Raw genomic sequence first — 26,740 nt, forward strand, 5'->3', positions numbered from 1 at the left:
CCAGCTCGAGAGCTGCCAGCTAAAGGCAGAACACGGCGATGCCAAGAGCTCCGCAGTTGATGTGGACGCCCAGAGCTGGGAGTACAGACCGACGAGTTCCCGGCGGGCGAATTTGCCATTGGTAGCGCGCCAGACCAGTCGCGAGAAAGCCTCGATGAGAAGGCCCCGAGCCGCGCGCGGCATCGACTACGTTTGGCGAGAGGCCTTCGAAGACGAGATCGAGTGTAAGATGGACGAGCTCGACACGCATATCGCGCAGTCCCTGCGATGGCGCCTTGTCCGCGGCGCTCGTGCGTGCGAACTGTTGGTAGATCGAGCTGACTAGATGAACCGGGATGGCATTAAAGCGGAACTGGAAGAGACGCCCTGGCCGAACTAAGCAAGATCAATCCAGCCATCGCTAAAAGGTAGGCGAACACGAGACGTTCGGACGCCGTGCCGCTGAAATCCTCAAGTTGAATCGGCCGGACCGTTGGAGCTATCATCACCCGCTAGGCTTCCAGAGCTACGGAGCGGGTTGATTATCTGAACGTCCTCGAAGTCCTTTTCATTGTCGGTCACTACGACACACTCGTTGGCTTCGGCTACAGCGGCAATGATTGTGTCTAGGGCGCTCCGCGAACAGCCTCTGGCTTTGCCGTTGGCCATCAGCCGCGCCCACACGAGGCCAGCTTTCTCGTCGAACGATAGCACGCGGCCAGCGAACAGCGCTTGCGGGCCTTCGGAGCCCTCGAACCAAGTTTCAAGGCTGCTGCGCTTTTTCCCCTTCGGCTTCTTTAGGATGCCTCGGCGAATTTCGGCGACAGTAAGCGAAGCAATGAAGAGGTCTTCGTCCTTCTGCGCGCCCATCCAGGCCAGCAACGAGCCCGAAGGCGCCGGCTTTATGACGTTGCTGATGATATTGGTATGAAGAAGGTAGCGCGTCACAGCTCGATCTTGCGCCCCTCTTCGCGCGGCCGGCTGAGGTCGAGATTGGAGCCAACCAGAGGCGAGCGACGCAACGCGGCGAGAATGCTGCCCGCTTTCGGTGGCTCACCCGCCACGGCTTGCTGTATGGTCCGACGAAGCTGTCGGGCATCCGGCCCGCTCTCCGTTAATTTTCGGGCAAGAGTTCGCAGTAGATCGCGGTCTGCGTCGAACGCCAGGATCTCGAACCGCGCGATGCCGCGCTCAGCCAGGCGAGACCGATAATTCTCGATGGCTCTCTTCTGTGCAGTGTTGCCCATCGCGTGCCTCCCTTCTCTATCCGGATATATAGCCATGGCTTCTTCGGAGCACAAGGTCGCCCGTCATCGGCCAGCACTGGCTCCTGCGCGACGCGCGTTATTGATCACAAAGAATTTCCAGCTTGTCGAAGCACTGTGACTTGGCATCATTGTCGCGAAACGGAGTATTTCGCGTCAGGACAGGAAGGCGATCATAGCGCGCCGAAACGGCAACAGCCGAAAAGCTTCGTGTGGTCGCCGGCGCGGCCCGCGAATCGGCTGTGCCTGCGTCGCCGAAGCCCGATCGACGCTTCGTCAATCTGGTCCGGCTGCTGGCGCGACAGGCCGCACGGGATTTCGTTCAAGCCGAAACGGATAGCCAGACGCGAGACCGCGTCCCGGAGTAAGGGGCCGCCTCATGAAGGTCGCGCTTGGCGCTCGCTACTCAACTGACAATCACCGAGACGCCTCGATCGAGGATCAGTTGCGGCTCTGCTGCTTGGGTGCTGAAAAGCAAGGCTGGACAGTCGTCGACAGCAATACCCACCGCGCGATCTGCGGCGCGTCGCTGTTGCGTCCCGGCCTTCAGGAGCTGATCAGCGATGCGATGCAGGGCAAATTCCTGATAGTGCTCGCAGAGGCGATGGATCGCCTGACGATGACCGCTGCAAACCGGGAGCAGGCCAGGCTGGGCAAACGTTGCAACAGATCCTTCAAGGAAATTCATAGACTCTTAGCAACTCCGGCTCGCTGTGAATGGTAGGCTTATTGCAACGTCTGAGGTCAGTGGTTCCAAACCCTGGCCCCGCTTGTCTTCGACCGGCCGAACTGCTTGCAATTTCGGCTAACGGCAAGAAGAGCGCCCATTTGTTTGTTCGACACAGATATCGACGGTCGTCACGGCCACCGAGATTTGTCCGGTCGTTGGACAACCTTCGAAATCTGCAACTTCTGTGGAGAACGCGAAATGAGAAATTCGGTAGGACGTGGTCCTGAGCCATGATGACACTGATTAGTCGCCTACGCATGGCAGCGCATCCTGACCGTCTTCGAATCCTGGGCCTTTGTGCGCATGCGGACCTAACTGTCTGCGACCTAGCGGAGATTCTGGGCGTGTGTCGAGAGCGGGTTGCGCGACACGTCCGGCTGCTCGCCAGAGCCGACTTTCTTTGCTGCAACGAACAGCCTCCGTGGCGCTCGTACCATCTCAACGCAGGATCCAACGACGGCGGGCTGGTTCAATTATTGGTTGATCTCCTGCCCCATCGCGACGGCTATCATAAACAGGACCTGCAGCGGCTCGAAGCGGTACGAGACACGCGGCCGAAGGGGACCGCGTGCTTGATCGTGAAATAGTCAATTCAATTGGAGCGCGAAGCTACCATGGACAACTCCGCCGACGGCACGATCGATCAGCCCGACACCTACGGGCGGTCTTCCTTGGCCGCAGTTGATTGGCGCGTTCACGAGCTGCTTCTGAGACAGGAGCGGCAGGAGCGAACGACGCTTAAGCTCATCGCCTCAGAGAACTTTGCGTCCTCGGCCGTGCTGGAAGCGAACGGCTCGATTTTCACGAACAAGTACGCCGAGGGGTACCCCGGTGCGCGCTACTACGCTGGAAACGAGATCGTTGATGAGCTTGAGAATCTGGCCATTGAGCGCCTGAAAACATTATTTGGCAGCGAGCATGCCAACGTCCAGCCTTATTCCGGCTCGCCGGCCAACCAGGCTGTCTATCGTGCGCTTTTGAGTCCCGGTGACAAAGTCATGGGCTTGCCCCTTCCGGAAGGGGGCCATCTGACTCATGGTTGGGCCATCAACTTTTCCGGAACTGACTATCAACGCGTGCCCTATGGTCTAGATGAAAAGACACAGCAGATTGACTATGACCGCTTGCGCGAGACAGCCAAGCGGGAACGGCCGCGGCTCATTTGGGTCGGCGGAACTGCCTACCCGCGTGTCTTTGACTACGCGGCAATGGCAGAAATCGCCCTGGAAGCGAACTCCTATCTCGTAGCCGACATTGCGCACATCAGCGGCCTGATTGCCGCGGGAGCGCACCCGAATCCCGTGGGCCATTGCGACGTGGTCAGCAGCACGTCTCACAAGTCGCTCCGCGGTCCCCGCGGTGGCTTCATTTTGTCAAGGAACGAAGATCGCTATCAGGCCCTGTATCATACAAAGAGCAAATACAATCTCGCCAGACGAATAGACCGGGCGGTCTTCCCTCACCTGCAAGGCGGGCCCCACATGAATGCCATCGCTGCGCTAGCGGTTGCCTTGCACGAAGCCGCGAACCCGTCCTTCCGAAGCTACGGCCAACAGACGGTCAAGAATGCCAAGGCTCTGGCACATGCACTGCTTGAGCGAGGTTATGACTTGGTGACCGGGGGGACGGACAATCACATGCTGATCCTTGATCTTCGCGATCGGCCCCTATCGGGCAAGGCCTATGCCGAGCGACTAGCAAAGGCAGGAATCATCACAAACTTTAATATGGTGCCAGGCGACCCGCGGCATCCGGCGGTCACAAGCGGAATTCGCCTGGGGGCGCCAGCAGTGACGTCAATGGGCATGCGCGATGTGGAAATGGTGCAAATTGCTGGCTTCATTGACTCCGTCCTCCGCCGGCCCGATGACGAAGACCTCCATGCGCACGTGCGAAGAGACGTTGCCGACTTGTGCGCTGCGTTCGAGGTCCCGGGCATCTCCGACAAGTAAGGTGGGCCAAGCAAAATGCCCATACTACATCCAACACCCGAAGCGAGGTATTCATGGCTAGGCAGTTCGTGTTCTCTTCCGAATCGGTTGGCGCGGGGCACCCGGATAAGTTGGCCGACAACATCTCGGATGCCATCCTCGATGCCATCCTTCGCACAGATCCCAAGGCGCGCGTCGCCTGTGAAGCGTTGGTAAAATCAGGGATAGTCGTCCTGGCTGGCGAGATTACCAGCGATGCGCAGGTGGATTACAGCCAAGTTGCGCGCGATACGATTCTCGACATTGGGTACGACGACGAGGCCGTCGGCTTTGACGGCCGGCGTTGCTCCGTCGTTCATGCCCTCACAGAGCAGTCGCCCGACATCAGCCAAGGCGTTGACGAGGGAAGAGGGCAAGACCTCCAGCAGGGAGCGGGAGATCAGGGCCTCATGTTCGGCTACGCATGCCGCGAAACCGATACCCTGATGCCTTTGCCGATCCAGCTCGCTCATCGCTTGACGAAACGGCAGGCGTATGTCCGGAAGGCACAACAGCTTGGCTGGTTGCGTCCTGACATGAAATCCCAAGTCTCAGTGCGCTATGAGGGGTTGCGCCCGGTCGCCCTGGATACCATCGTCGTGTCGACGCAACATGACGAGCAGGTCTCGCAAGAGACTGTCCGCGAGGGCGTCATTGAGGAAATCATAAAGCCTGTCCTGCCGACCCACCTGGAGACGGAAGGCATCAGAATTCTGGTCAACCCGACGGGGCGGTTCGTAGTCGGCGGGCCGCGCGGCGACTGCGGTCTCACTGGACGCAAGATCATCGTCGATTCCTATGGCGGGATGGGTCGTCATGGCGGCGGCGCCTTCTCGGGCAAGGACCCGTCCAAGGTTGACCGCTCAGCTGCCTATGCGGCCCGCTATGTCGCAAAGAACATCGTCGCCAGCGGACTTGCGGACGTGTGCGAGGTGCAGCTTGCTTACGCAATCGGCGTGGCCAGTCCGGTTTCCGTCATGATCAACACGTTCGGGACAGCCAGGGTTGAGGAAAGCAGGATCGAGCGCCTCATTCTTGAGTTGTTCGATCTCAGACCGAAAGGCATTATCAAGATGCTTGATCTCTTACGCCCTATATACCGCAATACAGCGACCTATGGCCATTTCGGCCGTGAAGAGCCTGATTTCACCTGGGAGAAGACAGACAGGGCGGACGAATTGCGTCGCGAGGCAGGACTCGCCGCCCCGTGAGAGCCGCCGGCGATCGGATTGGCAAGCGGAAAGCCCATTTCCACCGGCAGACCCGCGCCCGGCCCGCGTGGCAACAGAGCTGGCGGGTTCCCAAGCGGAGACATTGATGCCGGATTATGACGTGCTTTGCATCGGCAATGCCATTGTCGACATCATTGCCCAGTGCGACGAGGAATTCCTCGAGACCAACGGCATTATCAAGGGCGCGATGAATCTCATCGACACAAAGCGCGCCGAATTGCTCTACAGCCGCATGGGTCCGGCGATCGAGGCGTCCGGCGGCAGTGCCGGCAACACAGCGGCCGGCGTCGCCAGCTTCGGTGGCCGCGCCGCCTTCTTCGGCAAGGTCTCCAATGACGCGCTGGGCGAAATCTACGCTCACGACATCCATGCGCAGGGCGTCGCCTTCGACACCAGGCCGCTCATGGGCGAGCCGCCGACGGCGCGCTCGATGATCTTCGTCACCCCCGACGGCGAACGCTCGATGAACACCTATCTCGGCGCCTGCGTCGAGCTTGGCCCTGAGGATGTCGAGGCCGACAAGGCGTCTGGCGCCAAGGTCACCTATTTCGAAGGCTATCTGTGGGACCCGCCGCGGGCCAAGGAAGCAATCCGGCAGACGGCCAAGCTGGCGCATGCGGCGGGCCGCGAAGTGTCGATGACACTGTCGGATTCGTTCTGCGTCGACCGCTATCGCGACGAGTTCCTCGACCTGATGCGCTCTGGCACGGTCGACATCGTCTTTGCCAACAGCCACGAGATCAAGTCGCTCTACCAGACATCGTCGTTCGACGAGGCGCTGGCACAGATCCGCAAGGATTGCCGGATCGCCGCTGTGACGCGTTCGGAAAAGGGCTCAGTGATCGTGCGCGGCGACGAGACCGTGGTCATCAAGGCGACCGCGATCAAGGAACTGGTCGACACGACGGGCGCCGGCGATCTCTATGCCGCAGGCTTCCTGCATGGCTACACGCAAGGCCGCGACCTGCAGACCTGCGGCGACCTTGGCTCACTGGCGGCCGGATTGGTGATCCAGCAGATCGGCCCCAGGCCGCGGCAGAATTTGCGCCGCGAGGCGGAACGGGCTGGGTTGCTGTAGATGCGCGGGCAACTAACCAGCTGCCCTACCGACGCGATCATCGCAGTGGCGGAACTGTGTCAAAGCTCGCTGATAGCGACAGCCATTCGCTTCGGAGAACTGACCGATGCTGCTGCCGTGAAGCTCGCTGGAAGGCGGTGCAAGGCGGGCTTGCCTTGACGGCATTCACCGTCTTCGAGATTGCCACCGGCATTTTCCAGAAGCTCAGCTTGGGGAAGGCCAGTAAGGTTCCTGAGGTAACGGAGAACTCGCGGCGTCCGTCGGAGCACTTGACTTGCGATCACGTCCCACGATGTCGAATGCGGGCAGACTGGTTAGCCATTGGTATGGGACCAGCGGAATTGGCAGCAAGGCTTCATCTTCGTCAATCTCGACGAGGCGCCGGATGTGAAGCCCGGCATTCCGCGGATATTAGGAAGTGCTCGCCTAGCTGGTATTTCACACATCCGCATCGCGGTCTGGCTTCCACGATTTTGGGATCGTCGAGGGCAACGAGGAAGGGATTGCGACAAAAACGATCCCTGACGGGCGGAAAGGGACTACCCCGCCCTCTCGGAAACGCACCGCCGTGTTCTAAGCTATTGATGTTATTGCGCCGGTCTTGTTGTCGAAGGTACCAAAAGGTACGAAATGAAGCAACGGCATCATCTGCGGATTATAACTCGACCAGATGGTTGTCGCCGATGGCGGAGACCCGGTGGAGTGCGGCCCGTCAAGGTTCCTTTTAGTGTCCCCCGATTATATGGGTGCCAAGATACCGACCCTGTGACTATCCTGGCGTATTGTTGATCGATATGGTGTCTGGGGCACGACGACGGGGTTAAGCTGTGAGTTGGTGGGACCGACAGAAGTTCCGTTGGCGACTGCGCCGCAACAAGTGGAGGCGCAGATGGATTTCGTTCCGAAATGCAATTGGGCCATATGCGCCTCCTATCGGTATCGCGGTCGCATGGGTGGCACTGCTTCTGTACCTGCGTCCTATCGGGGGCTCCGTCGGTGACATCGAACAAGGGGTCTACGTCGAAGCTTGGGGAACGCTATTCGACATCATCTTTGTCGTCCTGCTGATCGGCTGGTTTGAGCTTCGGCGCGAACGAAAGCAGCACATAGAGCGCTACAGCGAGGAGATAGACGACTACAAACGCTGGGACACTGAAGAGTCACGTGTGCGAATTGCTGGAAATCTGCGGCGGCTCTCCAAGCTGGGAGTGACCGCCTTTGATCTGCGCGGGATAACCCTTCGTGACTTCTCGTTTTTCCAGAACAGAATCACGAAGTTGCGCGGCACGGTGTTCAATACGAATTCGATCAGCGGACTAGCAAACTTCGGAACCGTACTCGACAATGTAGACTTCTCTGCAACTGATTGCGTTGGAGTGGTTTTCTCAAAAGGCATGCTGGGTGGCACCTTATTCGGGATAAAGGGTACCAACTTGCGATTTCTTCAAACAAATCTCGTTAACGCGACTTTCGACGGCGCTACGCTTGAATGGACGGACTTCAAGCCGAATGAGGATGATTGGTTTGAGGTGATAGATGACGATCCGCAGAACCGGGCCCAGGTGTACGCTCCGCCATTCGAAGATGCCGAGCTAGCAGGTGCAAGCTTCCGCAACGCCAATTTACTAAATGCCGATTTCAGATATGCCAAGGGTCTCGAATTTGTGAATTTTAGCGGGACCAAAGGGCTTGAGACCTGTTTTTTCGATGAAGGTGTGCGTGAGAAACTGAACACGCTAGTGCATGTCGTGGTTGATAGTACCCCGCCGGTAGTTGTTACGGCCGTCCCGAAAGAATCCAAGGGCTAACCCGTTCTTCAAGTCGCTGCAGAGGGTCGAGTGGCGGGAACTAAGTTGATTTTGTAAACCGCAGTTAAGGGCGACACCGTCACTCCGCACGCGCAATGATACCCCTGATCGCTATCGAGTGATTCCGGCATACGTCAACAGCCCGGCAATTCCCGCGCCGTAATAACAGAGATGCGGCACCGTAGGCTGTCAACAAAAAGTCCCCAGTGTTGACCACGTCCTTCATGGTTCCGGTTTTTTCGTAGAACGTCTTTAGGAGCGCTCGAACCATTTTCAAAACCGCCTCGGCGTCAGGTGCGGCTGCTAGGGATCGATTTCCACCGCAAAAGATACTTCAGGGGGCAAGAAAAGGCCAGGAGCATTGACCGCTGCGCGGCACGTGCTAAACGGGACTTATGCGGCTATTTGACCGATACCTAATATTTCTTGCGCTTTTCAAAGGATGCTGTCGTGCCATATCTACACAACCATCGGCTCTTTATCAGCCACGCGTGGAGCTACAGTGAGCGGTACGAACGTGCGGTAAGGTTTTTGAACGATGCGTCGAACTTCGAGTGGACAAATTACTCCGTTCCCGTGGACGACGCGTTCCCACGTATGAGCAAAGCCGAACTCGCCGAAGCGATGAGGCGCCAAATCCGACCCGTGCAGTGCGTGGTGATTGTCTCCGGGATGTATGTTAACCACAGTGACTGGATTCAGTTCGAGATGGAGTTTGCAAGGTCCCTCGGCAAGCCGATTTTAGGAATCAAACGGTGGGGGGAGCAGAGAACGCCGCAGTCCGTAATTGACTATGCTGATGAGATGGTCGCTTGGAATTCGGCCTCCATTGTCGCAGCAATTCGTCGTCTTGTACCTTGACAATAAAGTTCGATTACCCTGCGCTATATCGTGCTGCGAGCCAGCTCTCCGCTGGCTCGCAAAGTGAGTTCCTATGGCTCATTCGAGCTGAGTACATGTTGCTCCTGGTCGCGGCAATCCTTTCTCTCGACTTGAGTCAAACGCCCCTTTACTTTGCTGGATACGCCTTTGTTTTCTTGATTTCGCTGGGAGTTTTAATCACTCGCAGTTTAAAGAAGCCTGAGCAAGACTGGTACAAAGGCCGAGCACTTGCAGAGTCCATTAAGACCTCATGCTGGCGCTACTGCATGCGGGCGGAACCGTTCGGCGATGCCGACAAAGTTGCGGTTCGAAGGGCGGAGTTCCGAAATTATTTGCTCGCGATCCTTGATGCCAACCACCATATTGGAAGTCGAATCCCGCCAGACGAAGCCGCCAACGACCAGATTACGGTCTCGATGGAGGCGACGCGTGCTCTGTCGCTGGATGATCGAAAATCGTACTACGATACCCATCGGATTCGTGAGCAACGCTCTTGGTATGCAGTTAAGGCGAGCAAAAACAAAAAAGCGAGTCGAGCTTGGATGTTCGCTGGTATAACTGCATACGTCATTGCCATCGGACTTGTTTTGCTACGGATAGCCAACCCTGTCCTGGCGATTTGGCCTATAGAGCCGTTAATCGTCTTAGCTTCGAGTATGGTGGGTTGGACCCAAGTAAAAAAATTCAACGAGCTTTCGTCTTCATACACTTTAACGGCCCACGAGATTGGGATCATACAGGGACGCGTTATGGAAGTCGCATCAGAGGCTGCTTTCTCGGACTTTGTGAACGAAGCCGAACAAGCCTTTTCGAGAGAACATACGCATTGGGTAGCCCGTCAACAGACACAGTGATTCCTTGCCTGCTGCCTTCGAATTGTGGATTCGTCGAGAGGGCAGAATCCAACGAACCGGCTTAGGCAAGAGACGCCAATGACTCGTGACGCCTACCGCACCGCGAAATCGGTTGGGCTCATCCCGCACACCTTCCGCAGCCTCGGTGTTGGCTCGGTAGTGTGCTGAGAGTTCTGCAAATTCGCTGAGAGGGGGCGGTCATGGCAGGCTGGTGATTGTTCACGTCACNGCCGAGATGGACGAGGCGCTGGGTGCCTCGAAGAGCGAGCGCACGCCCGAACGGCTTGGCTATCGCTCGGGCTATTACGGCCGCACCCTTGTGACGCGGGTCGGCAAGCTCGAGCTGCGGGTTCCGCAGGACCGTGCCGGGCGCTTCTCCACCGCGCTGTTCGAGCGCTACCAGCGTTCCGAGCGGGCCTTGGTGCGACGCTGGCGGAGATGTATGTCCAGGGCGTGTCGACCCGCAAGGTCAAGGCGATCACGGAAGAACTGTGCGGCCATGCCTTCTCGGCCTCGTCGATCTCGGCCATCAACAAGGGGCTGGACGAGAGCCTCGCTGCCTTTGCCAGGCGCCCCCTTCAAGAGCCGTTTCCTTACCTCATCCTCGATGCGTGCTACGAGAAGGTGCGTGAAGCCGGTGTNCACGACGCTCTTCCGATCTTGGAGATGGCCAATCGCGAGAGCCGCTCGGCCTGGAGGGACTTCCTCGTCGGCCTCAAGGCGCGCGGCCTCAAGGGCGTCGAGTTGGCAGTGTCCGACGATCACGCCGGCCTGGTGGCAGTGATCGGCGAGTGATCCCCGAAGCCGCATGGCTTGCCAAATCGTCGGCACGCTATCCGCGCCTGACAGGCTGGGCCGAGGATGCCATCGAACAAACCCTGACCTTCTTCAGACTGCCGAGACGGCACCACAAGCATCTCAAATCCACCAACATGCTGGAGCGGCTCAACGAGGAAATCCGCCGGCGCACCTATGTCNCGGCACCACAAGCATCTCAAATCCACCAACATGCTGGAGCGGCTCAACGAGGAAATCCGCCGGCGCACCTATGTCGTGCGCATCTTCCCCAATACCGAAAGCTGCCTGCGCCTGGTCAGGGCGTTGGCCGTCGAGACCAATGAAAACTGGATGGAGGCCAACCGATACATCAATATGGACGACCTGCGCGAGCACAAGAAGCTCGCTCTGCGCCAAGCCGCATAACCAGCATCATGGCCGCCCCATTTTGCAGAACTTGACGCACACAACCGTTGGCTCGGCGCTCGCGGATCACCAGCGTCCTTTGAGCGGTAGCGCTTTTCAGGTTGAGGTTAAAGTCCTGTTGTGCTCCGCACGGCCTCCATTAGTTGGACAATGGGGCAGCGGTGCAGCGCCGGCAAATGGACGACTCCATGTTTCACAATGTTAGATAAGCGTAAAAGCGCCAGGACATAACCACATAAACATTTCGTTATGCGCCATTGACAAGAGAAGGGATTGCTGTGATTGTCTGGCGTGTCGTGGTTCTCGCGTGCGGCGCTGCCGCAGCGGAGCTAAGAGGGAAGCCGGTGCGATGCCGGCGCTGCCCCCGCAACTGTTAGCGGCGAGCCAACCCCACTCATGTCACTGAGGCGAATACCCTCGGGAAGACGGGTAGAGGCTATGACCCCGCGAGCCAGGAGACCTGCCACGACGAATCACGTCCACGGGCGGGGTGTCTCGGTGGCCGCTGCAATCCGGCGTGCCGGGCCTGCTAGCGCCTTCCTTGTCACCGACGCCCCCAACCATCGGGGTATGACATGACTGTCTCTCAGCAAATTCCTGTAGCAACGCTCGGCGTGCCGCGCTTCGGTCGTCGGCGAGAACTGAAATTCGCGCTTGAAAGCTACTGGTCCGGAACATCGTCCGCTCGCGACCTTCTCACGACGTCGAAGGCGCTCCGTGCCGCTAGCTGGGAAGAGCAGCGCGATCGCGGCGTGTCGAAAATACCGTCAAACGACTTCTCGCTTTACGACCATGTGCTCGACACCGCAGCCATGGTCGGCGCCATTCCCTCCCGTTACGGCTGGAATAGCGGCGAGGTCCCACTTGACATCTACCTCGCGATGGCGCGCGGCAACCAGGGTCAGACGGAGGATTGTGCACACGCTGGTCACCAGGAGGCGGCTCATGGGCCCGGTGTAACCGCGATGGAAATGACCAAGTGGTTTGACACAAACTACCACTACATTGTGCCGGAACTGGATGATGATCAGACGTTCGCCCTCTCGTCGACGAGACCCGTGGATTACTTCCTCGAGGCCAAAGCTCTCGGCATTCACACACGCCCAGTCATCCTTGGACCCATCACCTTCCTCAAGCTGGCGAAATCGCCTGCCGAAGGGTTCGATCCTATCGCACTCCTACCGCGGCTGCTGCCTGTTTACGAGCAACTCCTGCAGAGGCTGAAGCTGTCGGGAGCCGACTGGGTGCAGATCGATGAGCCAGCGCTTGTCCTCGATCTGAACTCCAACGAACGAGCTGCGTTCGAGTTCGCCTATGGCCAGCTGTCGAAAGCCGCGCCCGAGCTGAAGATCATGCTGGCTACGTATTTCGGGCATCTGGGAGACAATCTCGAAACCGCGGTTTCTCTGCCCCTGGCCGGGCTGCATATTGATCTCGTGCGCGCTCCCGAGCAGCTGGAAACGGTGGGTCGGCTCGCTCCGAAGGATCTGGTGCTCTCGCTTGGCTTGATCGACGGCCGCAACGTCTGGCGTGCGAACCTGCCCGCCATTCTCAACCGCATCAAACCGATCGTCGCCGGCTGGCCCTTGGACCGTGTCGAGATCGCGCCTTCTTGCTCGATGCTGCATGTGCCGATCGACCTGCGCATGGAGACGGAACTCGACGCAGACATCAGCTCGTGGCTCGCCTTCGCGGCCCAGAAGACCGACGAATTGGTGTTGCTGGCCCGGGCCCTGTCCCAAGGCAGAGATGCGGTGGCTGGCGCGTTGAAAGCGTCTGCCGAGGCTACCGCCACGCGCGTAACATCCACGAGGATCCATGACCCGCTTGTTCAGGGGCGGATCGCTAGCATTGACGACAGCGCGAAGCGACGAGAGAGCGCTTTTGCCGAGCGCTCCAGAGTCCAAGCCGGCTCACTCGGGCTGCCGCCGTTCCCGACGACGACCATCGGGTCCTTCCCGCAGACGCCGCAGGTACGCAAGGCGCGGGCCGCTCATGCGAAGGGCCAGCTGAGCTATGTCGACTATGAGACGTTCCTGAAGAAGGAGATCGAGGCTGCAATTCGCTGGCAGGAAGAGATCGGGCTGGACGTGCTGGTGCACGGTGAGTTCGAGCGAAACGACATGGTACAGCATTTCGGCGAGCAGTTGTCCGGCTTCGCGCTCACCCAGCATGCCTGGGTACAAAGCTATGGGTCGCGCTACGTGCGTCCCCCCATCATTTTCGGCGACGTATCGAGGCGCAATCCGATGACAGTGCGCTGGTGGCAATTCGCCCAGTCGCTTACGGAAAAGCCCGTGAAGGGAATGCTCACAGGCCCAGTCACCATTCTCAACTGGTCTTTTGTTCGCGACGACGTACCCCGCTCCGAAGCCTGCCGCCAGATCGCGCTCGCCATCCGCGACGAAGTGACGGATCTCGAAAGGTCCGGCGCAAGGATGGTCCAGATCGATGAGGCCGCGTTTCGCGAAGGATTGCCACTGCGCCAATCTGACTGGAAAGTCTATCTCGACTGGGCTGTCGAATGCTTCCGGATCGCTTCAACGGGTGTAAAGGACGCGACTCAAATTCATACCCACATGTGCTATTCGGAGTTCAACGAGATCATTCACGCGATCGCTGAAATGGATGCGGATGTCATTTCGATTGAGACGTCGCGCTCGAAGATGGAGCTGTTGGACGCCTTCACGAGCTCCAAATATCCGAACGAAATCGGTCCCGGCGTTTATGATATTCACTCACCACGCGTCCCGGAAGTCGGCGAGATTTCGGACTTAGTCATGCTTGCCCGCGAGCGACTGTCCGACGGACAACTGTGGATAAACCCGGACTGTGGCCTCAAAACACGCAAATGGGAGGAGGTCCGCCCTGCCCTCATGAACATGGTCGCTGCAGCGCGCGCGCTCCGGCAGAAAGTGCAGGCGTGAGGCTTCTCTCCCTCACCGTGTGGGGAGTTGCCGGCCGGCGGATGTCGGCCGGGAATATGCCAACCCGATCACACTCTTGAAAATAAGCCACACGGCGAAAATGTGCAATTTTCCTTCGGCACGTGTCCTCATCCCGCAGAAATATAAATGTGACACCACGCTATAGTATTGGTCCTTGGGAACATACAGGCCCCGCGCCTCGAACAAATCGTACACACGTCGTTTCTCAAAGTAGACTGCTTGGCATGTTCGCTCAGGCGGCGACAATATATGATGCTGCGCGTCTGTCCGCTTCCCCAGTTGATTTGCGCAGACTACGGGCGAGGTTGCAGGTTTCGGGTATTGCTAGCGTGTCCCGCCAATTCGGAGATGGACGTGGCAATTCGTGTGGCCCAAGTAAAAGCCGCAATCATTTTCGATTGCGACGTCCGCAGCCAGTTGGCCCTTATTTTCCTAAGATCTGCGTTACAGGCCGGGGCGTTGTCGCCGTTTCGGAGGGTAAGATGGGATAGGTGACCTCGGCTGCCTCTCCGGTCAGCGAGTTGAGGAAGGCAACAAGCAGATCAACTTCTTCGTCCGCCAGTACTACGCCAAGCTGGGTGGTCCCCATAATAGCGACGGCCTGTTTCAGATCCCAAACCTTGCCCGAATGAAAGTATGGCGCGGTGAGTGCAACGTTGCGCAGCGGCGCCACGCGGAAAACATAGTAGTCATCGGCTGCATTGGTGACCGCGAATCGGCCCTTGTCTTTGTCCGGCAGGACCTCGGCGCTGGGCTGTTCCACGAGGCCAAAGGGGAAATAGGCTTGCCCACCAACGTTGATGCCGGCATGGCAGGACGAGCAGCCTTTGTCCATGAAAAGCGCCAGGCCCTGTTTCTGTTCGGAAGTCATGGCAAGCTCATCACCATTCAGGAAGCTGTCGAACGGGGCCGGTGTGACCAATGTCGCCTCGAAGGCTTCGATCGCCTTGGCGAAGTTGTCGAAGGTGACCCGATCGGCTTCAGCCGGAAAAGCTGCATCGAACCACTCGACATATTGCGGCATGGACTTGAGAGTGGCGATGAGTTGGCCCGGTGTATTGGCCATTTCGATCCCGGCTTGGACCGGTCCCTTCGCCTGAGCCTTCAGGTCTTCGGCACGACCATCCCAGAACTGGGCGATGTTGAAGACAGCGTTCAGTACAGTCGGCGCGTTGCGCTGTCCCTTCTGCCAACCATGGCCAATCGAGGTTTCGTGATTGTCGTCGCCGCCGGTGGCCAGGTTGTGGCATGAATTGCACGACAAGACGCCTGACGCCGAGACGCGTGGATCGAAGAACAGTGCCTTGCCGAGAGCGATCTTTTCCGGGGTGATCGGGTTGTTGGCGACTGTCGGCGTGGTGGATGGCAAAGCCGTGAAGGTGGCCAATGCCGTATCTCTGAGGTCGGTGGGGATCGAATCCGCAGCAAAGGCGGTGGGTGCCAGCAAGGTGACAGCCATCGTACTGAATAGGATTTTCATAATTGGTCTTCCTGCGTCGTCCACGCAGCCATTATGCGATCTGCGGCTCATGAACGCCCTGAGCTAGATCAGCTTGAGGGAGAGGACGGGGTCTCACACCTGTTTTCGCAGCTGAGCTGGGACCCTCTTGGAAGCGATCGCTCTTCTCGATTGGACTTCAGGGAGGAGGAGTATCCCTGCTCGGCAACCGGTTTTATGCATCAAAGCACGCCCTGAGGGCGGCTTCGTAGATTCGGTCACTGCGATCTTTCAGCCAAGGTTGAGAAAGTCACAGCATGCGCAAGACTGGCAATCTCTTGCACGAGGTGCGCTGCACGCCTTGCGAAAAGTGAGCTTCTGAACCGTCAGGGTTCATTCGTTGCGTGAATCGGCCTTATCGACACCCGCCGACTGCACATTGTGATGTCACCAGCGATGGCGGTTTCAATACCTAAGCAGCGACGGTCTATGTGACAGTATGGATGTCGTATCGGAATAGGCGTTCCGCCTTTGTGGACCGTCACACCGGCATATAGCTCCGCTTCCACGAACATCCCATCACGCGAGGAAAGACATGGCCAACACGCGCAGTATCGCCAATCTAGCCCTTTGTGTCGACGGCGCCGCGATCGAGCAGGTCCACCCGCTGTAACTGCCTCACCTTGATCCACAGATCCTAGGCGCTGACCAGTTTGTCGTCATCATTTGACGGGCGGGGGGCATTGGCCCATAAGCGAGCCAACGCAAACTGTGCGGTTGCCAATGCGTAATGATGTGAATTGGAATGATCTTCGGTTTGCGAAACACGCACGTCCGACGCAGCTTGCGTTGACAGAGGCGGTTTTACGCGCAATAGCACTTCCGCCGGCCTATTTTTGTGGAGTTCAATTGTGGTTCGGCCAAGGGAGCTGGGCGCCGGACCGGCCCCGTGTAAACCTCATCAAAGAGAGAGAGACCCTGCATGGAAGAATTCTTACCGCGCATCGCCACTGGTGCCGGCATCGGCCCGGCTCTCGCAGAGAAGGGCGTTGGGTTAATGCTGGGTTTCCTGCAAAGCCACGCGGCCGACGGTCCCGTTGCGCGCATGATCGAGGCCATTCCGGGAGCTTCGGAATTAGTAGCGAAGTATCATGGCGACGACCCTGAGGGTGGCGGCCTTATGGGGCTCGGCCAGCAATTGATGAGTGAGGGTCTCAGCATGGCAAAGATCGCCGGCCTCGCCAACGAGACGATCGCCTGCGCCAAGGAACATGCCGGCGACGAACTCGTGGACGAGGTCCTCAATTCCGTTCCTGGCCTTCCCCAGTTCGTCTGATCAGCGGCAGCCGGGGGCGCATGACCTCGTGCGCCCGTGCCGGCCCGTCTGCGCAGCAGGCATTCTCCGCCGAGCGTTCCGCACCGATCTCGCCAGACCACCGACCGCCGGGCACGCGAAGCGAGCGTTGGAGTACTTCATTCGTCGATTCCAAAATCGACCTCAGGCGAATCGATGTGTATAATTTCCGGCGGTAAGGGTTTATCCTGAACGCTTTCGATGAAGCTCGCGAGATAAGCAAACGTATTGTATTTCTCGAGGACCAACCGCTTCGCCTCTCTTATTGCGCCGCGACGTTCCTTCCAGAGGTCCGAGTTGATGATTTCTTGAATTTTTGGGATTACGTTCTTGTCCTCTGGGTCAATCAGAACCATAGAGTCCGAAGGGAAGAACCTCGTGATTGCCGGGCTGCCGTAATAGATCGGCATTGTTTCAGCGACGAAGCAGTCCATAAGCTTCTCTGTAAAATAGTAATCAGCACGAGTATTCTCGAACGCTATACTGTAACGATAAGGTGCGAGCGCGTTCCATTTATCTCCAATCAGCCGAAAACCTCGGCCGAACAGGTCAAAATCGAGCTCCTTTCTTAGCCGTTCCAGAAACGCCAGCCGATACCGATGTCCTTTAAGCAGGGCGATGTTACTGGTAATCCATGAGAGCCGAAGTGGCTTATCCATGACTTCGCTGACCAGAAGTTGGTCATATGTCTTGTTTACAGACCAAGACCGAGTGATCGGTGGAGACAAAACGAATCGGCGAGCTGCATTCTGCCGAGCAACCAGCTCTGCGTCAGACGTCAGGACGATAGTATTTTTCCCCTGCCCTTCATGAAATGCACGATGAGCTTTCGTCGGCGGTTCGCCGATTGCAAAAATTGTCCTGTTGGGGCTCGCCTCGATATCGACAGGGAGCCCAAAAAGAGAAGCAGAGTTAAAGACAATATGCCAATCGGGCACGAAGGATGTCGTGCGTACAAAAGCGACATTGTTCCAGATTCCACTGCCCTTTGGAGTGAGGTGGTGGATTGCATCATCCAAAACGCCCCAAGAATCTAGACATGTAGCAACAATGGGCGCCGGGCGTTCCGTCAACAATTTGGCCGACAAAGCAGTTCCACTCCCTTCACTCGTGAAGGTACTCAATCGCCATTCAGGATTGCGGTAACATCGGGCAGCATAAACCTTCCGGGACCTGCTGTCGAGGCAATTGTCGCTTTGCACTTGACCAGGTTCTTCCTCGCTTCGTGTGGTGATCAGGCCGGCTGAGTGGCAGCATGCGTGCCTAAGGAGTTCGCAGCCGGCGCTGCCTAATGGTACGTTTGATCGTCTTCAGGCGGTTGATCAGCCCTTCCGCCTCGGCCGTTCTCCACGGCAGTTCAATGGCATCGCGAACGGAGTCAGCGTCACGGCGTAGGACCAGACCGAAACGCGTGATGGCGATGAGCCGGGTGACGCCAAGTCGATCGAAGTGCCGAGCTTGCCCAACTCACAGGCCCCGCAAAATGCCGCGGAAGGGCATGGCAAGGCTGCGCATAGTGGCAAACTCATGTCATCCCTGCTTCAGGACGTCGACCTTTCTGGCCTGGTTGATCGTCAGCACATCCGGAGGCTTCATGCAGAGGGCCTCGGCGACTACCGGCGAGATCACACGGCCGGTCGCGGCATTCTGTATGAGGACGCGTCGCTGGCTGGTCGATGCTTATGGTTGATGCAGGCGGCTCACTGTCCTTGCCCGGCCTCTCGGCGCGGCGCCAACTTGCGAGAAGCCGCTCCAGATTCGAGAAGCTGCCGGTCGCCGCGCTGTTTGATATCGTGGAACAGGTGTCATCCGCAGCCATTGCCGCCTCTCCAGGACCGGCTAAGAAACGCCTCGAAACACATTGATGTCCTAGGTTTATCAGCGGCGGTTCCCAGCCCCTTTGCAAGAGCGGCTCACCGGCGATGAACTTACATCACTTTGGCCATTACCAATGAACGTTTGTTCCATCGTCCCTGACGCCCACCATCAAGCGACCACTATCGCTCGATTTCACAGTCCAAAGAAGCAAAGCGAGACAAAAACAGCGCGCTTAGCCTCGAGGCTACTAGCGACTTCGGCGCTAAGTTAGAGCGGCACGGCCCACGCACCTCGGCAGGGTCGCCAACAACGAGTGGCTCAGCGGTCACGCCGCGAAATATGGCGCATCGATGTCGCTTCTGGACGAGCATTGGCAATAACGCAGTCAGAGACATTGTTGCTTTCAGCGGCAACCGGCCCTATGAAGCGACGCTTCGCTGACTATGTTTCACCGCCTGGAGAGTTTCATGACAGAAGAAGCCGGAAAAAACGTCGACACCCTCATTGAGCTTGCCGCCGATGTCGTGTCGGCCTACGTCTCCAACAACCCGATCCCGGTGGGGGATCTCCCTGCCCTCATCGGCCAAGTGCATGCGGCTCTGAAAGCGACGGCCGGAGGTATCTCTGCACAAGAGCCGGTTGCCCTTACGCCTGCAGTCCCGATCAGGAAGTCGGTGACACCGGACTACATCATCTCCCTTGAGGACGGGAAGAAATTCAAATCTTTAAAGCGCCATCTGTCGACCCACTATGGGCTGACGCCGGGTGAATATCGGGCCAAATGGGGCCTGCCTGCGGATTATCCCATGGTGGCGCCGAACTACGCCGCGAAGCGTTCGTCATTGGCCAAAACGATGGGGCTCGGCCGCAAACCGAAAGCGCCGAAAGAGCCGGAAGCGCCGGTGCCAACGAAGCGAACTCGCAAGAAGGTCGCGGCTTGATTGCGGCAATTGAAATTCCTTCTGCAGCGTTGCAGCCGTCGGCTTGAATCTGGGCGTCACATAAAAGGCGGGGCCAACCCCGCCTTCCTTTTCCAACAACTTTGCTTCATGAGGAATTCGCGACCCATGCAGCAATCTGCTGCCCTCAGTTTTTGCTCGTTCCTATCGAGCGGCAGTGAGCATCCTTCGGATCTACACGCCCGCTCTTGCGACTTCGCAGGAGAAAATTTCAACCAGCTTTGCTCAGGCTGCCAGCTGAGGACTTGCCAGTGCGGCGGTCCTGCTCGATCTCATAGTTGATCTTCTGGCCGTCAGCGAGGGTCGAGAGGCCCGCGCGTTCGACAGCGGAAATGTGGACGAAAACATCCGGACCGCCATTGTCGGGCTGGATAAATCCAAACCCCTTGGTGCTGTTGAACCACTTTACCGTTCCAGTCGTCATATACTTGTTCCTTCTTCTACAATGCACGTGGGCGGCCATTAGGCCTGTCCGAGTCATAGCCGAGAGTTGGGCGCAGCAAAAAGCGAAAAATTGTTAAGCCCCGATCAGCTGGCGCACTCCATTGTGGGCGTAGCCGCCAGCAAGCACTGTCCTACACTACCGCTCGAGCGTGGCCGGAAGCGCCCAATTTCTTCCAACGCTCCTCAGCGCCACGTCGATGGCTCGTGTTTGGAGGCGCGGGACGTAAGGCCGACCGCTGCTCGAGCCGCCAGGTCAAAAGGCCGGGTAGTTCACGGAGCTGCCTTCGTGCATAACACCTTGGGAGCGCCTTAAGGAGTTTCGAGTTGGATTGTTTCAAGAGGGTTGAGGGGTTGATCGATGCGACCAGCGTGGAAGCGATCGATAGCGCGCGCGTTTTGCTGGACCAGTTCAAGGGCAAGTCAGAAACAATCGCCCAAGCGATTGACGACTTCCTGCTTGATTTCATGACCTTGCTGTTTGTGGTAGAAGCCACCCGCGAGCAGTTCCACAATCCGGCGAGGCGGTTAGCGCGCATCAGATTGAGCAAGGTAAGGCTGTTTACTCACGCGATGCTCTTGACCTAAGCGACCACTCGCCAGGCTTGCATTTGCAGCCGAGCGCACCAGGCGGGCATGAAATCAATCGCGACCGCTAAATTCTGCTGTTTGGTTCCCAGGGACGACGGCAAGCGCGGACAGCTTCCGTGCTGCTTTCCTGCAGCGGCAAATGTGCTGCATGCCCCCATCCAAGGCGAGCTCGACGTTTGTTTCTTACGTTGACCAAGGTCCCGCGAAAACACTCCCCTTCCCGCAGCAACTCATCACGTTCAACGGCCTCGCGGCAGGCCATCACGCCAGAAGAGAGCAACGGCATCGTTTTTCCCGCCCAGTCCTACGACCTCGTTTTCCAGCGCCTCGCGAATGTCGCCACCCGCCGTTTTTTTTAGGTCCGTCTTCGCGCGCGAGCTGGGTCCGCGCCCACTTAGCTACGCTGCTCACGCCTCTACCCTTCAGCACCGCCCGGTCTGACTGTCGAGGACATCGGTCCGCTGGAGCGACACATTTCAATTCTGACCGTCGGTGCAGCGGCCTTCGAAGCGCATCCCGTCCCCCTTCCCCAGCAGCGCGCCCAATCGTCTTCCAATGAAGAAGATATTCTCAGCCGTGCTCGCGTCGCCTTCAGCCCTGTTCGATGGCCCACAATGTCGGATGCACAACATGTCAGACTGACTTGTCCACATGCCTCGAATGTTTTCTGATCTGGCACGGTGCATGCGTGGTCGTCCGCAAGGCGTCGCGGATCAAGGAAAATCCCTCCAATGACCATCCCCCCAAGAACACCGCCGCCGGTCTCCTGGGCTCATCCCAAGATGAGGCTCGAGTGAGCCTTGGCCGCATGATTCATCTGGCTCGGCCTGCCTGCCGAGATTGAAGACGCAGCCCGTTCAGGAAAATGAGGAACAAATCACTGCCTCGAAACTTGCCTTTCCAACCGGAGCCATCGATCGCCCCTGGCTGCGCAAGGCATTCACTGCCACCGCCCTGGCCCTGGCGACGACCGCTCCGGCTCTGGCCGCCACCGACGGCGGCAAGATTACGGATTTCCTGCTCGATGATGGCATGGAACAGTCGACATGACTCCGCGCAAATCGTCACTCATATGATCTGGCACAAGGTCCGCAGCGCCGACGAGCCACCGGGCAAACCCGAACTTGCCCCTTCCCTCGAGCGTCTGATCTTTAGGGCGACGCCCAACCGCGCCGACAGCGAGTTCGACGGAGCCGTCTCAGACAGCGGCTACAATACCGCCCTCATTGCCTATAAATCGCTTTGGGCGAGATGATGGGCTTCGAGGCCGATGGCATGTTCAACCTCATTCTCAACGACGATGATATCGAGACCGAGCGAAACGTGATCCTGGAGGAGCGCCGTTGGCGCAGAGAGACGGACCCTCAGGTCTGGTGGACGAGGAGGTCAACGCGACGTTGCGGCCGAATCAGCCCTACCGCATTCCGGTGAACGGCTGGACGCAGGAGATGAAGAAGCTGAACGGCACCGATCGGTTCACGATGTGCAACGAATACCGCCGACCGAACAACGCCGTGCTGGTGGTGGCCGGCGACGAAGAGCCTGAGACGGTGAAGGCGCTGGCCGCGAAGACCTATGGCAAGGTTGCGCGCGGGCCGGATCTGCCACCGCGCAACCGACCGGTCGAGCCCGACTAGTAGAACCGCCAGGCGTCTTGTAGCGTCTCCCTCCCACTTGGGTACGGTGGTCTGCTAGCTGTATGGCCGAGGCCCTATAAGGAACCTTTACGTCCGGAATACACACCCCACCTGCTATATACACCTGCTGCGTTGAGGAGGAATCCGGTATTGCCCCTGTGCCCGCCGATGATCCGTCACCTGCGATCCCCTGACCTGTTTGGACCCATCGATCGCCTGCCGGCACTTGGCACGCGGATGGGCGAGCGGACATTTGAGGTTCTCAACCCGTCGACCGGCGAAGTGCTGGCAGAACTACCCGATATGGGTGTCGAGGAGACATGCGCTGCGATCGACAAGGCCTATGTCGCGCAGCCTGGATGGGCAGGGTTTACCGCACGTGAGCGCAGCGACGTTCTATGGCGATGGCATCAGTTGATCATCGACCACGCCGACGATCTCGCTGCAATTCTTACTGCGGAGATGGGCAAGCCGCTTGCGGAAGCCAAATCGGAGATATCGCATGCTGCGGCGTATCTGCAATGGTATGCCGAGGAGGCAAATCGGGTCTATGGCGAGACGATCTCCGCACCATCGGCGGACCGCCGAATGCTGGTGATCAAGCAGCCCATCGGGGTCGTTGGCACGATAACGCCATGGAATTTCCCGGCCTCGATGGTGGCGCGCAAAATCTCGCCAGCCTTGGCGGCGGGCTGCACGATCGTCCTCAAGCCCGCTGAACAGACGCCGCTCGTGGCTGGAGCAATGTTCGCCCTCGCCCATCAGGCAGGCTTTCCCGAAGGCGTCGTCAACCTGATCTACGCATCCGAAGGTGACGCGGTCGGCCGCGAACTTTGCACAAATCCCAAGGTCCGCAAGATCAGCTTCACCGGGTCTACTGAGATCGGGCGCTTACTCATGCGCCAGTGCTCGGCCCAGATCAAAAAAGTCAGCCTAGAGCTCGGCGGCAATGCACCTTTCATCGTCTTCGATGATGCCGATATCGATGCCGCGGTTGACGGTGCCATCCAGGCGAAGTACCGCAATGCCGGCCAGACCTGCGTTTCAGCGAACCGCCTTTACCTCCAGTCGGGCGTTCACGACGAGTTCGTCGAGAAATTCGTTGATCGGGCTCGCCAACTTCAAGTTGGTGACGGTTTCGCGCTCGGAGTGGACATAGGACCCCTCATCGACAAGAAGGCTTTGGCCAAGATTGAATCCCATATTGCCGATGCCGTAGCTAAAGGCGGCGCAATTCGATGCGGGGGCAAACGCATCGGCACGAATGGCACGTTTTTCCAACCAACGGTCCTGACCGGTGTCACCAGCGAGATGACCGTCGCGCGCGAAGAGACATTCGGGCCGCTCGCACCGATTATTCGCTTCAAAGATGCGGATCAGGTCGTGCGTGATGCCAATGAAACGATCTACGGCCTCGCGGCCTATTTTTATGCCTCCAACCTGAAGCGTGTCTGGCGTGTCGCCGAGGCCTTGGAATACGGAATGGTGGGGGTAAATACCGGCCGGATGTCTTCCGAAGCGGCGCCGTTCGGTGGGATAAAACAGTCCGGCATCGGGCGGGAGGGATCCCGCCATGGGCTCGAGGATTACCTCGAAATGAAATATCTCTGCATGGGCGGCATCTGAAGCATCGGCTTGCACAGGCGGGGTACCTAGCGAGCGATCTCCAAACATGTGAATTGTAGAATCGCTCCTCGATTAGGGCGGTCCATACCCGAGCAAACACGCAATCCTGAGGAGCACCCTAATAATTTAGGGATCTATCTCTCCCGCGACAAGCGTCTGCATTTTCGGCGAAGACCTCGTGAATGTTAAGGAGGATACGCTTGCGATTTGGCGGCCCTCGCCGGATAAGTTCAGGGCTGTGCGTTGCGCGGGTCTGATTGGAAGCTTGTGCACCGTGCCGGATGCTGAACGCTGGTTGTGAGCAATATCCTGTTTCGGACCCGAATTTGAACCTGCTACATTCCGATTGTCAGTACCTCAGTTGTTCTTCGGCTGAATGCCGCGCCGGTACAGTCTCGGACAGAATAGAAGATAGCATCACGCAGCCATTCGCATTCACATTGGTGATCGGCGCACGTTCCAGGCGCCAGGTTGACCAAGCGGGACGAATCGCATGACAGCCTTGACCCGCTGGAGGACGGAATCCCGATGCCGCAGAGGCTGGTCAGCGCCATTGCGGCCCGAACAGCAAGGGCTGGGAAGCGATCGGCCGAGCGGTCCTCGAAGGCGCGGGCCAGGGTTGTCGACGACGCGCTGGTTCAGGTCCGCTAATCTGGTCTCTACCTTTTGATAGCGGCTTCGGTCGCCCCAGTGACAGCATATTTGGCATGGTCGGCTTTGGTTGCCGCGCAAATCTGGTCGAGATTGGGACAGCTCACCGGTGCACCTTTGGGCTCATAGTGCTTCCTCCTCATCGAGATGAGGATTGCCGGACTTGGCGTAGAACACCAACACAGGTCTGAGATCAAAGCGCGTCCCTGGTGCAAGGCGCTGGACGGACCGGGGCCATGTTTCGGTTGAGACGCCATGGATGCCTCGCGCCAGCGTTCTGGCGAACCGGGGCATTAACGGAGCGAGTGTCGGTGCCAGGATCGCAGCGGCCGTCGTCTGAAGGGCTAGCGAAGTCCGATTGCGGGCGGGATAGAAACGTCGCGCCGCCGCAAAGTCTCGCGCCCCGCGGTAGATCACGCAATCGCGCACGAATTCGCAGACCTGAGTGGCCGCGCGCCGGACCGAGAAGCCTTCGTCCGAATAGGCGCGCTCCATCGCATCGCGATAGATCTCTATGCGAGCAAAGAAGGCGCGGTCGACCGGGCTCCAGTCGCCTGCATCGGGTACACGGCCGGCAAAATCGTGCTTGATTTCCTGGTTCAACGCCCCAAGCCAGTTCAGCCAGATGCTTTGGAACACCTCGTTCTCGGTGCGGCGCAGCGCGTCCAGCGTGAAATCCGTCCGCTCCCCTTCCGGGCGTGTCAGGCCCAAATGAAGGCGCACGACGTCGACTGTCTTTGGGCTCAGAACCTCCTTGCCCCAGACCGCATGGCGGCAGCTGGTTGAGAACTTCTTGCCGTTGAGCAGGTAGAACTCGTTGACGTGATAGCGAATGCGTGGCGTCCAGTGGGAGAAGACCTCGGCGTAAAGAGCGGGGTAGAGTAGCGCGTGGTAGAACGAATTGTCGAAGCCGAAGAAATGGACAATCTGCCAGTCGTTGCCGGGCATCTCCGCCTTCCAGTCGCGACCGATCGAGCGGCCGAGCGCCTGGATGTTGTACAGAAAACCGAATGCCATCTCCGGCCACACCCAGATCACTTGCCCCGGGAACCCCTCGGCCGGCAGGCCCCAGTCCGAGGGGTGGGTAATGGGTAATGAAAATTCGCCGCGTTGGCGGAGGCGCGCGAAGAGATCCAAGATGCGTAGCGGGACGCCTGATGCCCTTAGATGCCGGTCGATGTTGTCGTAGCAGCGGTCCAGGGCAAGTTCCGGACGGCGGAGGGAGCCGACCAGCGGCGCTTCGGCAGACTGCCGTGACCGCGCTGCACCCAGGTCATGGCAAAGGTTTGGGGTGCCGCATTCCTCGCAGATGTTGCCAGCGGCGGAGCCGCCGCAATCGGGGCAGAGGCCTCTAACATCCGGCTCATAAAGATAGTCGCCTGTCACAGCATCGAAAAGCGCAGGGCTCTGGCGCAGATCTACCGCCGTGCTGCTCAGAAGAGTTCGGAAACACGCGGCTTGAAATTCGCGGTAACCGTCATCGCCCATTGTGGCTTGGAAGCTGTGGACGTCACAATCGAGAAGTGCAAGCGTGGCGCGAATCTCGTCCGAGTAGTAGCGCGCCACGTTTGCAGGCGTCCATTGATCGGTAGCGGCGCGTGTCGCGACGTAGCTCTGGTAATCGTCGCTTCCGGTCAGGTGATACGCCTCGACCCCTTTCATGCGCAGGAAACGGGTATAGACGTCCGCGCCGAAATAGGGGCCAGAAAGATGCCCCAGATGCAGATCGCCATTTGGCGTTGGCGGCGCGGAGAAGACGAAGGTCGGCCCGCGTGGAGCCGTGGTCTTTGCAGCGGCATCAAGGGCGGCCTCGCCGTCTCGCCAGTAGACATCGACGAAATCCAGGTCTTTGTTCCCTTCGTTGCGCAGCACATGCGCTTCAAAAGGATGGAACAGAACGACGTCGCCGGCCTCGACCGAGATTTCCCCAAGGTCAGTGGTGACCTTGCCCGCACCAGACAGGACCACGAAGGCCTCGATTTCGTCGTGCCGATGGGGCTCGGATGTGACCCCGGGTCCAACCTTTCCGAACGAAAACCCCGTGCGAGCGCTGCCCGTTCCAAGCGTGGCCGTGTCGATACCGAACGCTTGCGACAGCTCCGTTCGAGAAAACGTGTATTTGCGCATGACAACGAACCTAAGGTGTTGAAGAGTGGGACGGACCTTCGGCTGCCAACGAACAGCCTCAAGTGCACTTCACGGAGAGAAACGGCAGTCCGACCCGTTGGCGGCCCGGCCAGGATAGTGCAGCTCTGGGCCGGCAGGCGGGCGACCAA

21 protein-coding genes, 1 pseudogene and 1 riboswitch are annotated in these 26,740 nt (G+C 58.5%); of the genes and pseudogenes, 16 read left to right on the plus strand and 6 right to left on the minus strand.

What is annotated here, in order from left to right:
• Positions 1 to 450: 450 nt before the first annotated feature.
• Together X750_RS149160 and X750_RS149155 are read right to left on the minus strand one after the other, a co-directional pair.
• The gene (locus X750_RS149160; RefSeq protein WP_023747652.1) at positions 451 to 927 is read right to left on the minus strand and encodes a type II toxin-antitoxin system VapC family toxin; all 477 of its coding nucleotides are present in this window, start codon (positions 925 to 927) and stop codon (positions 451 to 453) included.
• On the minus strand, positions 924 to 1,226 hold the full coding sequence (locus tag X750_RS149155) for a hypothetical protein (protein ID WP_023747653.1): 303 nt from the start codon (positions 1,224 to 1,226) through the stop codon (positions 924 to 926). Before X750_RS149155 ends, X750_RS149160 begins: the two co-directional genes overlap by 4 nt.
• 397 nt (positions 1,227 to 1,623) lie before the next feature.
• On the opposite strand from X750_RS149155, the gene X750_RS149150 reads away from it, so the two are divergent.
• The 10 genes and pseudogenes from X750_RS149150 to metE all read left to right on the plus strand — a co-directional run bounded on the left by X750_RS149150 (position 1,624) and on the right by metE (position 13,928).
• The gene (locus tag X750_RS149150; RefSeq protein WP_023747655.1) at positions 1,624 to 1,968 is read left to right on the plus strand and encodes a recombinase family protein; all 345 of its coding nucleotides are present in this window, start codon (positions 1,624 to 1,626) and stop codon (positions 1,966 to 1,968) included.
• Positions 1,969 to 2,231: 263 nt separating this feature from the next.
• A complete protein-coding gene (locus X750_RS149145; protein WP_245271867.1) occupies positions 2,232 to 2,561 on the plus strand; it encodes a winged helix-turn-helix domain-containing protein in 330 nt (109 codons plus the stop codon).
• Between the two features lie 27 nt (positions 2,562 to 2,588).
• Positions 2,589 to 3,926: a serine hydroxymethyltransferase gene (glyA, locus tag X750_RS149140; protein ID WP_023747657.1), complete on the plus strand. Its 1,338-nt coding sequence runs from the start codon at positions 2,589 to 2,591 to the stop codon at positions 3,924 to 3,926.
• Positions 3,927 to 3,979: 53 nt separating this feature from the next.
• Positions 3,980 to 5,155, plus strand: coding sequence for a methionine adenosyltransferase (gene metK / locus X750_RS149135; protein ID WP_023747658.1), 1,176 nt, complete (start codon positions 3,980 to 3,982; stop codon positions 5,153 to 5,155).
• 106 nt (positions 5,156 to 5,261) lie between these two features.
• Positions 5,262 to 6,254, plus strand: a complete 993-nt coding sequence (locus X750_RS149130; RefSeq protein ID WP_023747659.1) for an adenosine kinase — start codon at positions 5,262 to 5,264, stop codon at positions 6,252 to 6,254.
• 953 nt (positions 6,255 to 7,207) lie between these two features.
• Positions 7,208 to 8,062, plus strand: coding sequence for a pentapeptide repeat-containing protein (locus tag X750_RS149125; protein ID WP_023747661.1), 855 nt, complete (start codon positions 7,208 to 7,210; stop codon positions 8,060 to 8,062).
• A gap of 450 nt (positions 8,063 to 8,512) precedes the next feature.
• Positions 8,513 to 8,923: a TIR domain-containing protein gene (locus X750_RS149120; RefSeq protein WP_023747662.1), complete on the plus strand. Its 411-nt coding sequence runs from the start codon at positions 8,513 to 8,515 to the stop codon at positions 8,921 to 8,923.
• Positions 8,920 to 9,798: a DUF4231 domain-containing protein gene (locus X750_RS149115; RefSeq protein ID WP_023747663.1), complete on the plus strand. Its 879-nt coding sequence runs from the start codon at positions 8,920 to 8,922 to the stop codon at positions 9,796 to 9,798. Before X750_RS149120 ends, X750_RS149115 begins: the two co-directional genes overlap by 4 nt.
• Before the next feature lie 184 nt (positions 9,799 to 9,982).
• Positions 9,983 to 11,001: pseudogene (locus tag X750_RS01000000163010) on the plus strand (transposase).
• Positions 11,002 to 11,281: 280 nt separating this feature from the next.
• A riboswitch (cobalamin riboswitch) is annotated at positions 11,282 to 11,484 on the plus strand.
• A gap of 92 nt (positions 11,485 to 11,576) precedes the next feature.
• On the plus strand, positions 11,577 to 13,928 hold the full coding sequence (metE, locus tag X750_RS149110) for a 5-methyltetrahydropteroyltriglutamate--homocysteine S-methyltransferase (RefSeq protein WP_023747666.1): 2,352 nt from the start codon (positions 11,577 to 11,579) through the stop codon (positions 13,926 to 13,928).
• A 445-nt stretch (positions 13,929 to 14,373) separates the two neighbouring features.
• Here metE and X750_RS149105 read toward each other — a convergent pair whose 3' ends face one another.
• On the minus strand, positions 14,374 to 15,429 hold the full coding sequence (locus X750_RS149105; RefSeq protein ID WP_023747667.1) for a cytochrome-c peroxidase: 1,056 nt from the start codon (positions 15,427 to 15,429) through the stop codon (positions 14,374 to 14,376).
• A 940-nt stretch (positions 15,430 to 16,369) separates the two neighbouring features.
• Here X750_RS149105 and X750_RS149100 point away from each other — a divergent pair.
• Positions 16,370 to 16,723 (plus strand): hypothetical protein, encoded by a 354-nt coding sequence (locus X750_RS149100; protein ID WP_023737108.1) that lies wholly within the window; start codon positions 16,370 to 16,372, stop codon positions 16,721 to 16,723.
• A 137-nt stretch (positions 16,724 to 16,860) separates the two neighbouring features.
• Here X750_RS149100 and X750_RS1000000165810 read toward each other — a convergent pair whose 3' ends face one another.
• Positions 16,861 to 17,865, minus strand: coding sequence for a glycosyltransferase family 10 (locus tag X750_RS1000000165810; RefSeq protein ID WP_156932404.1), 1,005 nt, complete (start codon positions 17,863 to 17,865; stop codon positions 16,861 to 16,863).
• Positions 17,866 to 19,026: 1,161 nt separating this feature from the next.
• Between X750_RS1000000165810 and X750_RS149095 the strand changes: the two genes are divergently transcribed.
• Entirely contained in the window at positions 19,027 to 19,500 is a 474-nt protein-coding gene (locus X750_RS149095) for a MucR family transcriptional regulator (protein WP_023747670.1), read from the plus strand.
• Between the two features lie 229 nt (positions 19,501 to 19,729).
• Here the strand turns inward: X750_RS149095 and X750_RS149090 are convergent, their stop codons facing one another.
• The gene (locus X750_RS149090) at positions 19,730 to 19,942 is read right to left on the minus strand and encodes a cold-shock protein (RefSeq protein WP_023671852.1); all 213 of its coding nucleotides are present in this window, start codon (positions 19,940 to 19,942) and stop codon (positions 19,730 to 19,732) included.
• A 371-nt stretch (positions 19,943 to 20,313) separates the two neighbouring features.
• On the opposite strand from X750_RS149090, the gene X750_RS149085 reads away from it, so the two are divergent.
• The 4 genes from X750_RS149085 to X750_RS149080 all read left to right on the plus strand — a co-directional run bounded on the left by X750_RS149085 (position 20,314) and on the right by X750_RS149080 (position 23,813).
• Positions 20,314 to 20,547: a hypothetical protein gene (locus tag X750_RS149085; RefSeq protein ID WP_245271852.1), complete on the plus strand. Its 234-nt coding sequence runs from the start codon at positions 20,314 to 20,316 to the stop codon at positions 20,545 to 20,547.
• An 843-nt stretch (positions 20,548 to 21,390) separates the two neighbouring features.
• Positions 21,391 to 21,600: a hypothetical protein gene (locus X750_RS1000000167560; RefSeq protein ID WP_023747672.1), complete on the plus strand. Its 210-nt coding sequence runs from the start codon at positions 21,391 to 21,393 to the stop codon at positions 21,598 to 21,600.
• A gap of 293 nt (positions 21,601 to 21,893) precedes the next feature.
• Positions 21,894 to 22,187: an insulinase family protein gene (locus X750_RS1000000167565; protein WP_348524473.1), complete on the plus strand. Its 294-nt coding sequence runs from the start codon at positions 21,894 to 21,896 to the stop codon at positions 22,185 to 22,187.
• Between the two features lie 168 nt (positions 22,188 to 22,355).
• Positions 22,356 to 23,813 (plus strand): NAD-dependent succinate-semialdehyde dehydrogenase, encoded by a 1,458-nt coding sequence (locus X750_RS149080; protein WP_198020979.1) that lies wholly within the window; start codon positions 22,356 to 22,358, stop codon positions 23,811 to 23,813.
• Between the two features lie 774 nt (positions 23,814 to 24,587).
• On the opposite strand, the gene X750_RS149070 is transcribed toward X750_RS149080, so the two are convergent.
• The gene (locus tag X750_RS149070; protein ID WP_023747677.1) at positions 24,588 to 26,591 is read right to left on the minus strand and encodes a class I tRNA ligase family protein; all 2,004 of its coding nucleotides are present in this window, start codon (positions 26,589 to 26,591) and stop codon (positions 24,588 to 24,590) included.
• Positions 26,592 to 26,740 lie beyond the last annotated feature (149 nt).

This window comes from Mesorhizobium sp. LNJC391B00, from assembly GCF_000502535.1.
In the GTDB taxonomy this organism is placed as follows: domain Bacteria; phylum Pseudomonadota; class Alphaproteobacteria; order Rhizobiales; family Rhizobiaceae; genus Mesorhizobium.

Bases quoted from the DNA above. Each gene is read 5' to 3' on its own strand.
- X750_RS149155 (WP_023747653.1), bottom strand. From the start codon at position 1,226: ATGGGCAACACTGCACAGAAGAGAGCCATCGAGAATTATCGGTCTCGC.
- X750_RS149150 (WP_023747655.1), top strand. From the start codon at position 1,624: ATGAAGGTCGCGCTTGGCGCTCGCTACTCAACTGACAATCACCGAGAC.
- X750_RS149145 (WP_245271867.1), top strand. From the start codon at position 2,232: ATGGCAGCGCATCCTGACCGTCTTCGAATCCTGGGCCTTTGTGCGCAT.
- glyA (WP_023747657.1), top strand. From the start codon at position 2,589: ATGGACAACTCCGCCGACGGCACGATCGATCAGCCCGACACCTACGGG.
- metK (WP_023747658.1), top strand. From the start codon at position 3,980: ATGGCTAGGCAGTTCGTGTTCTCTTCCGAATCGGTTGGCGCGGGGCAC.
- X750_RS149130 (WP_023747659.1), top strand. From the start codon at position 5,262: ATGCCGGATTATGACGTGCTTTGCATCGGCAATGCCATTGTCGACATC.
- metE (WP_023747666.1), top strand. From the start codon at position 11,577: ATGACTGTCTCTCAGCAAATTCCTGTAGCAACGCTCGGCGTGCCGCGC.
- X750_RS149105 (WP_023747667.1), bottom strand. From the start codon at position 15,429: ATGAAAATCCTATTCAGTACGATGGCTGTCACCTTGCTGGCACCCACC.
- X750_RS149100 (WP_023737108.1), top strand. From the start codon at position 16,370: ATGGAAGAATTCTTACCGCGCATCGCCACTGGTGCCGGCATCGGCCCG.
- X750_RS149095 (WP_023747670.1), top strand. From the start codon at position 19,027: ATGACAGAAGAAGCCGGAAAAAACGTCGACACCCTCATTGAGCTTGCC.
- X750_RS149090 (WP_023671852.1), bottom strand. From the start codon at position 19,942: ATGACGACTGGAACGGTAAAGTGGTTCAACAGCACCAAGGGGTTTGGA.
- X750_RS149080 (WP_198020979.1), top strand. From the start codon at position 22,356: ATGATCCGTCACCTGCGATCCCCTGACCTGTTTGGACCCATCGATCGC.
- X750_RS149070 (WP_023747677.1), bottom strand. From the start codon at position 26,591: ATGCGCAAATACACGTTTTCTCGAACGGAGCTGTCGCAAGCGTTCGGT.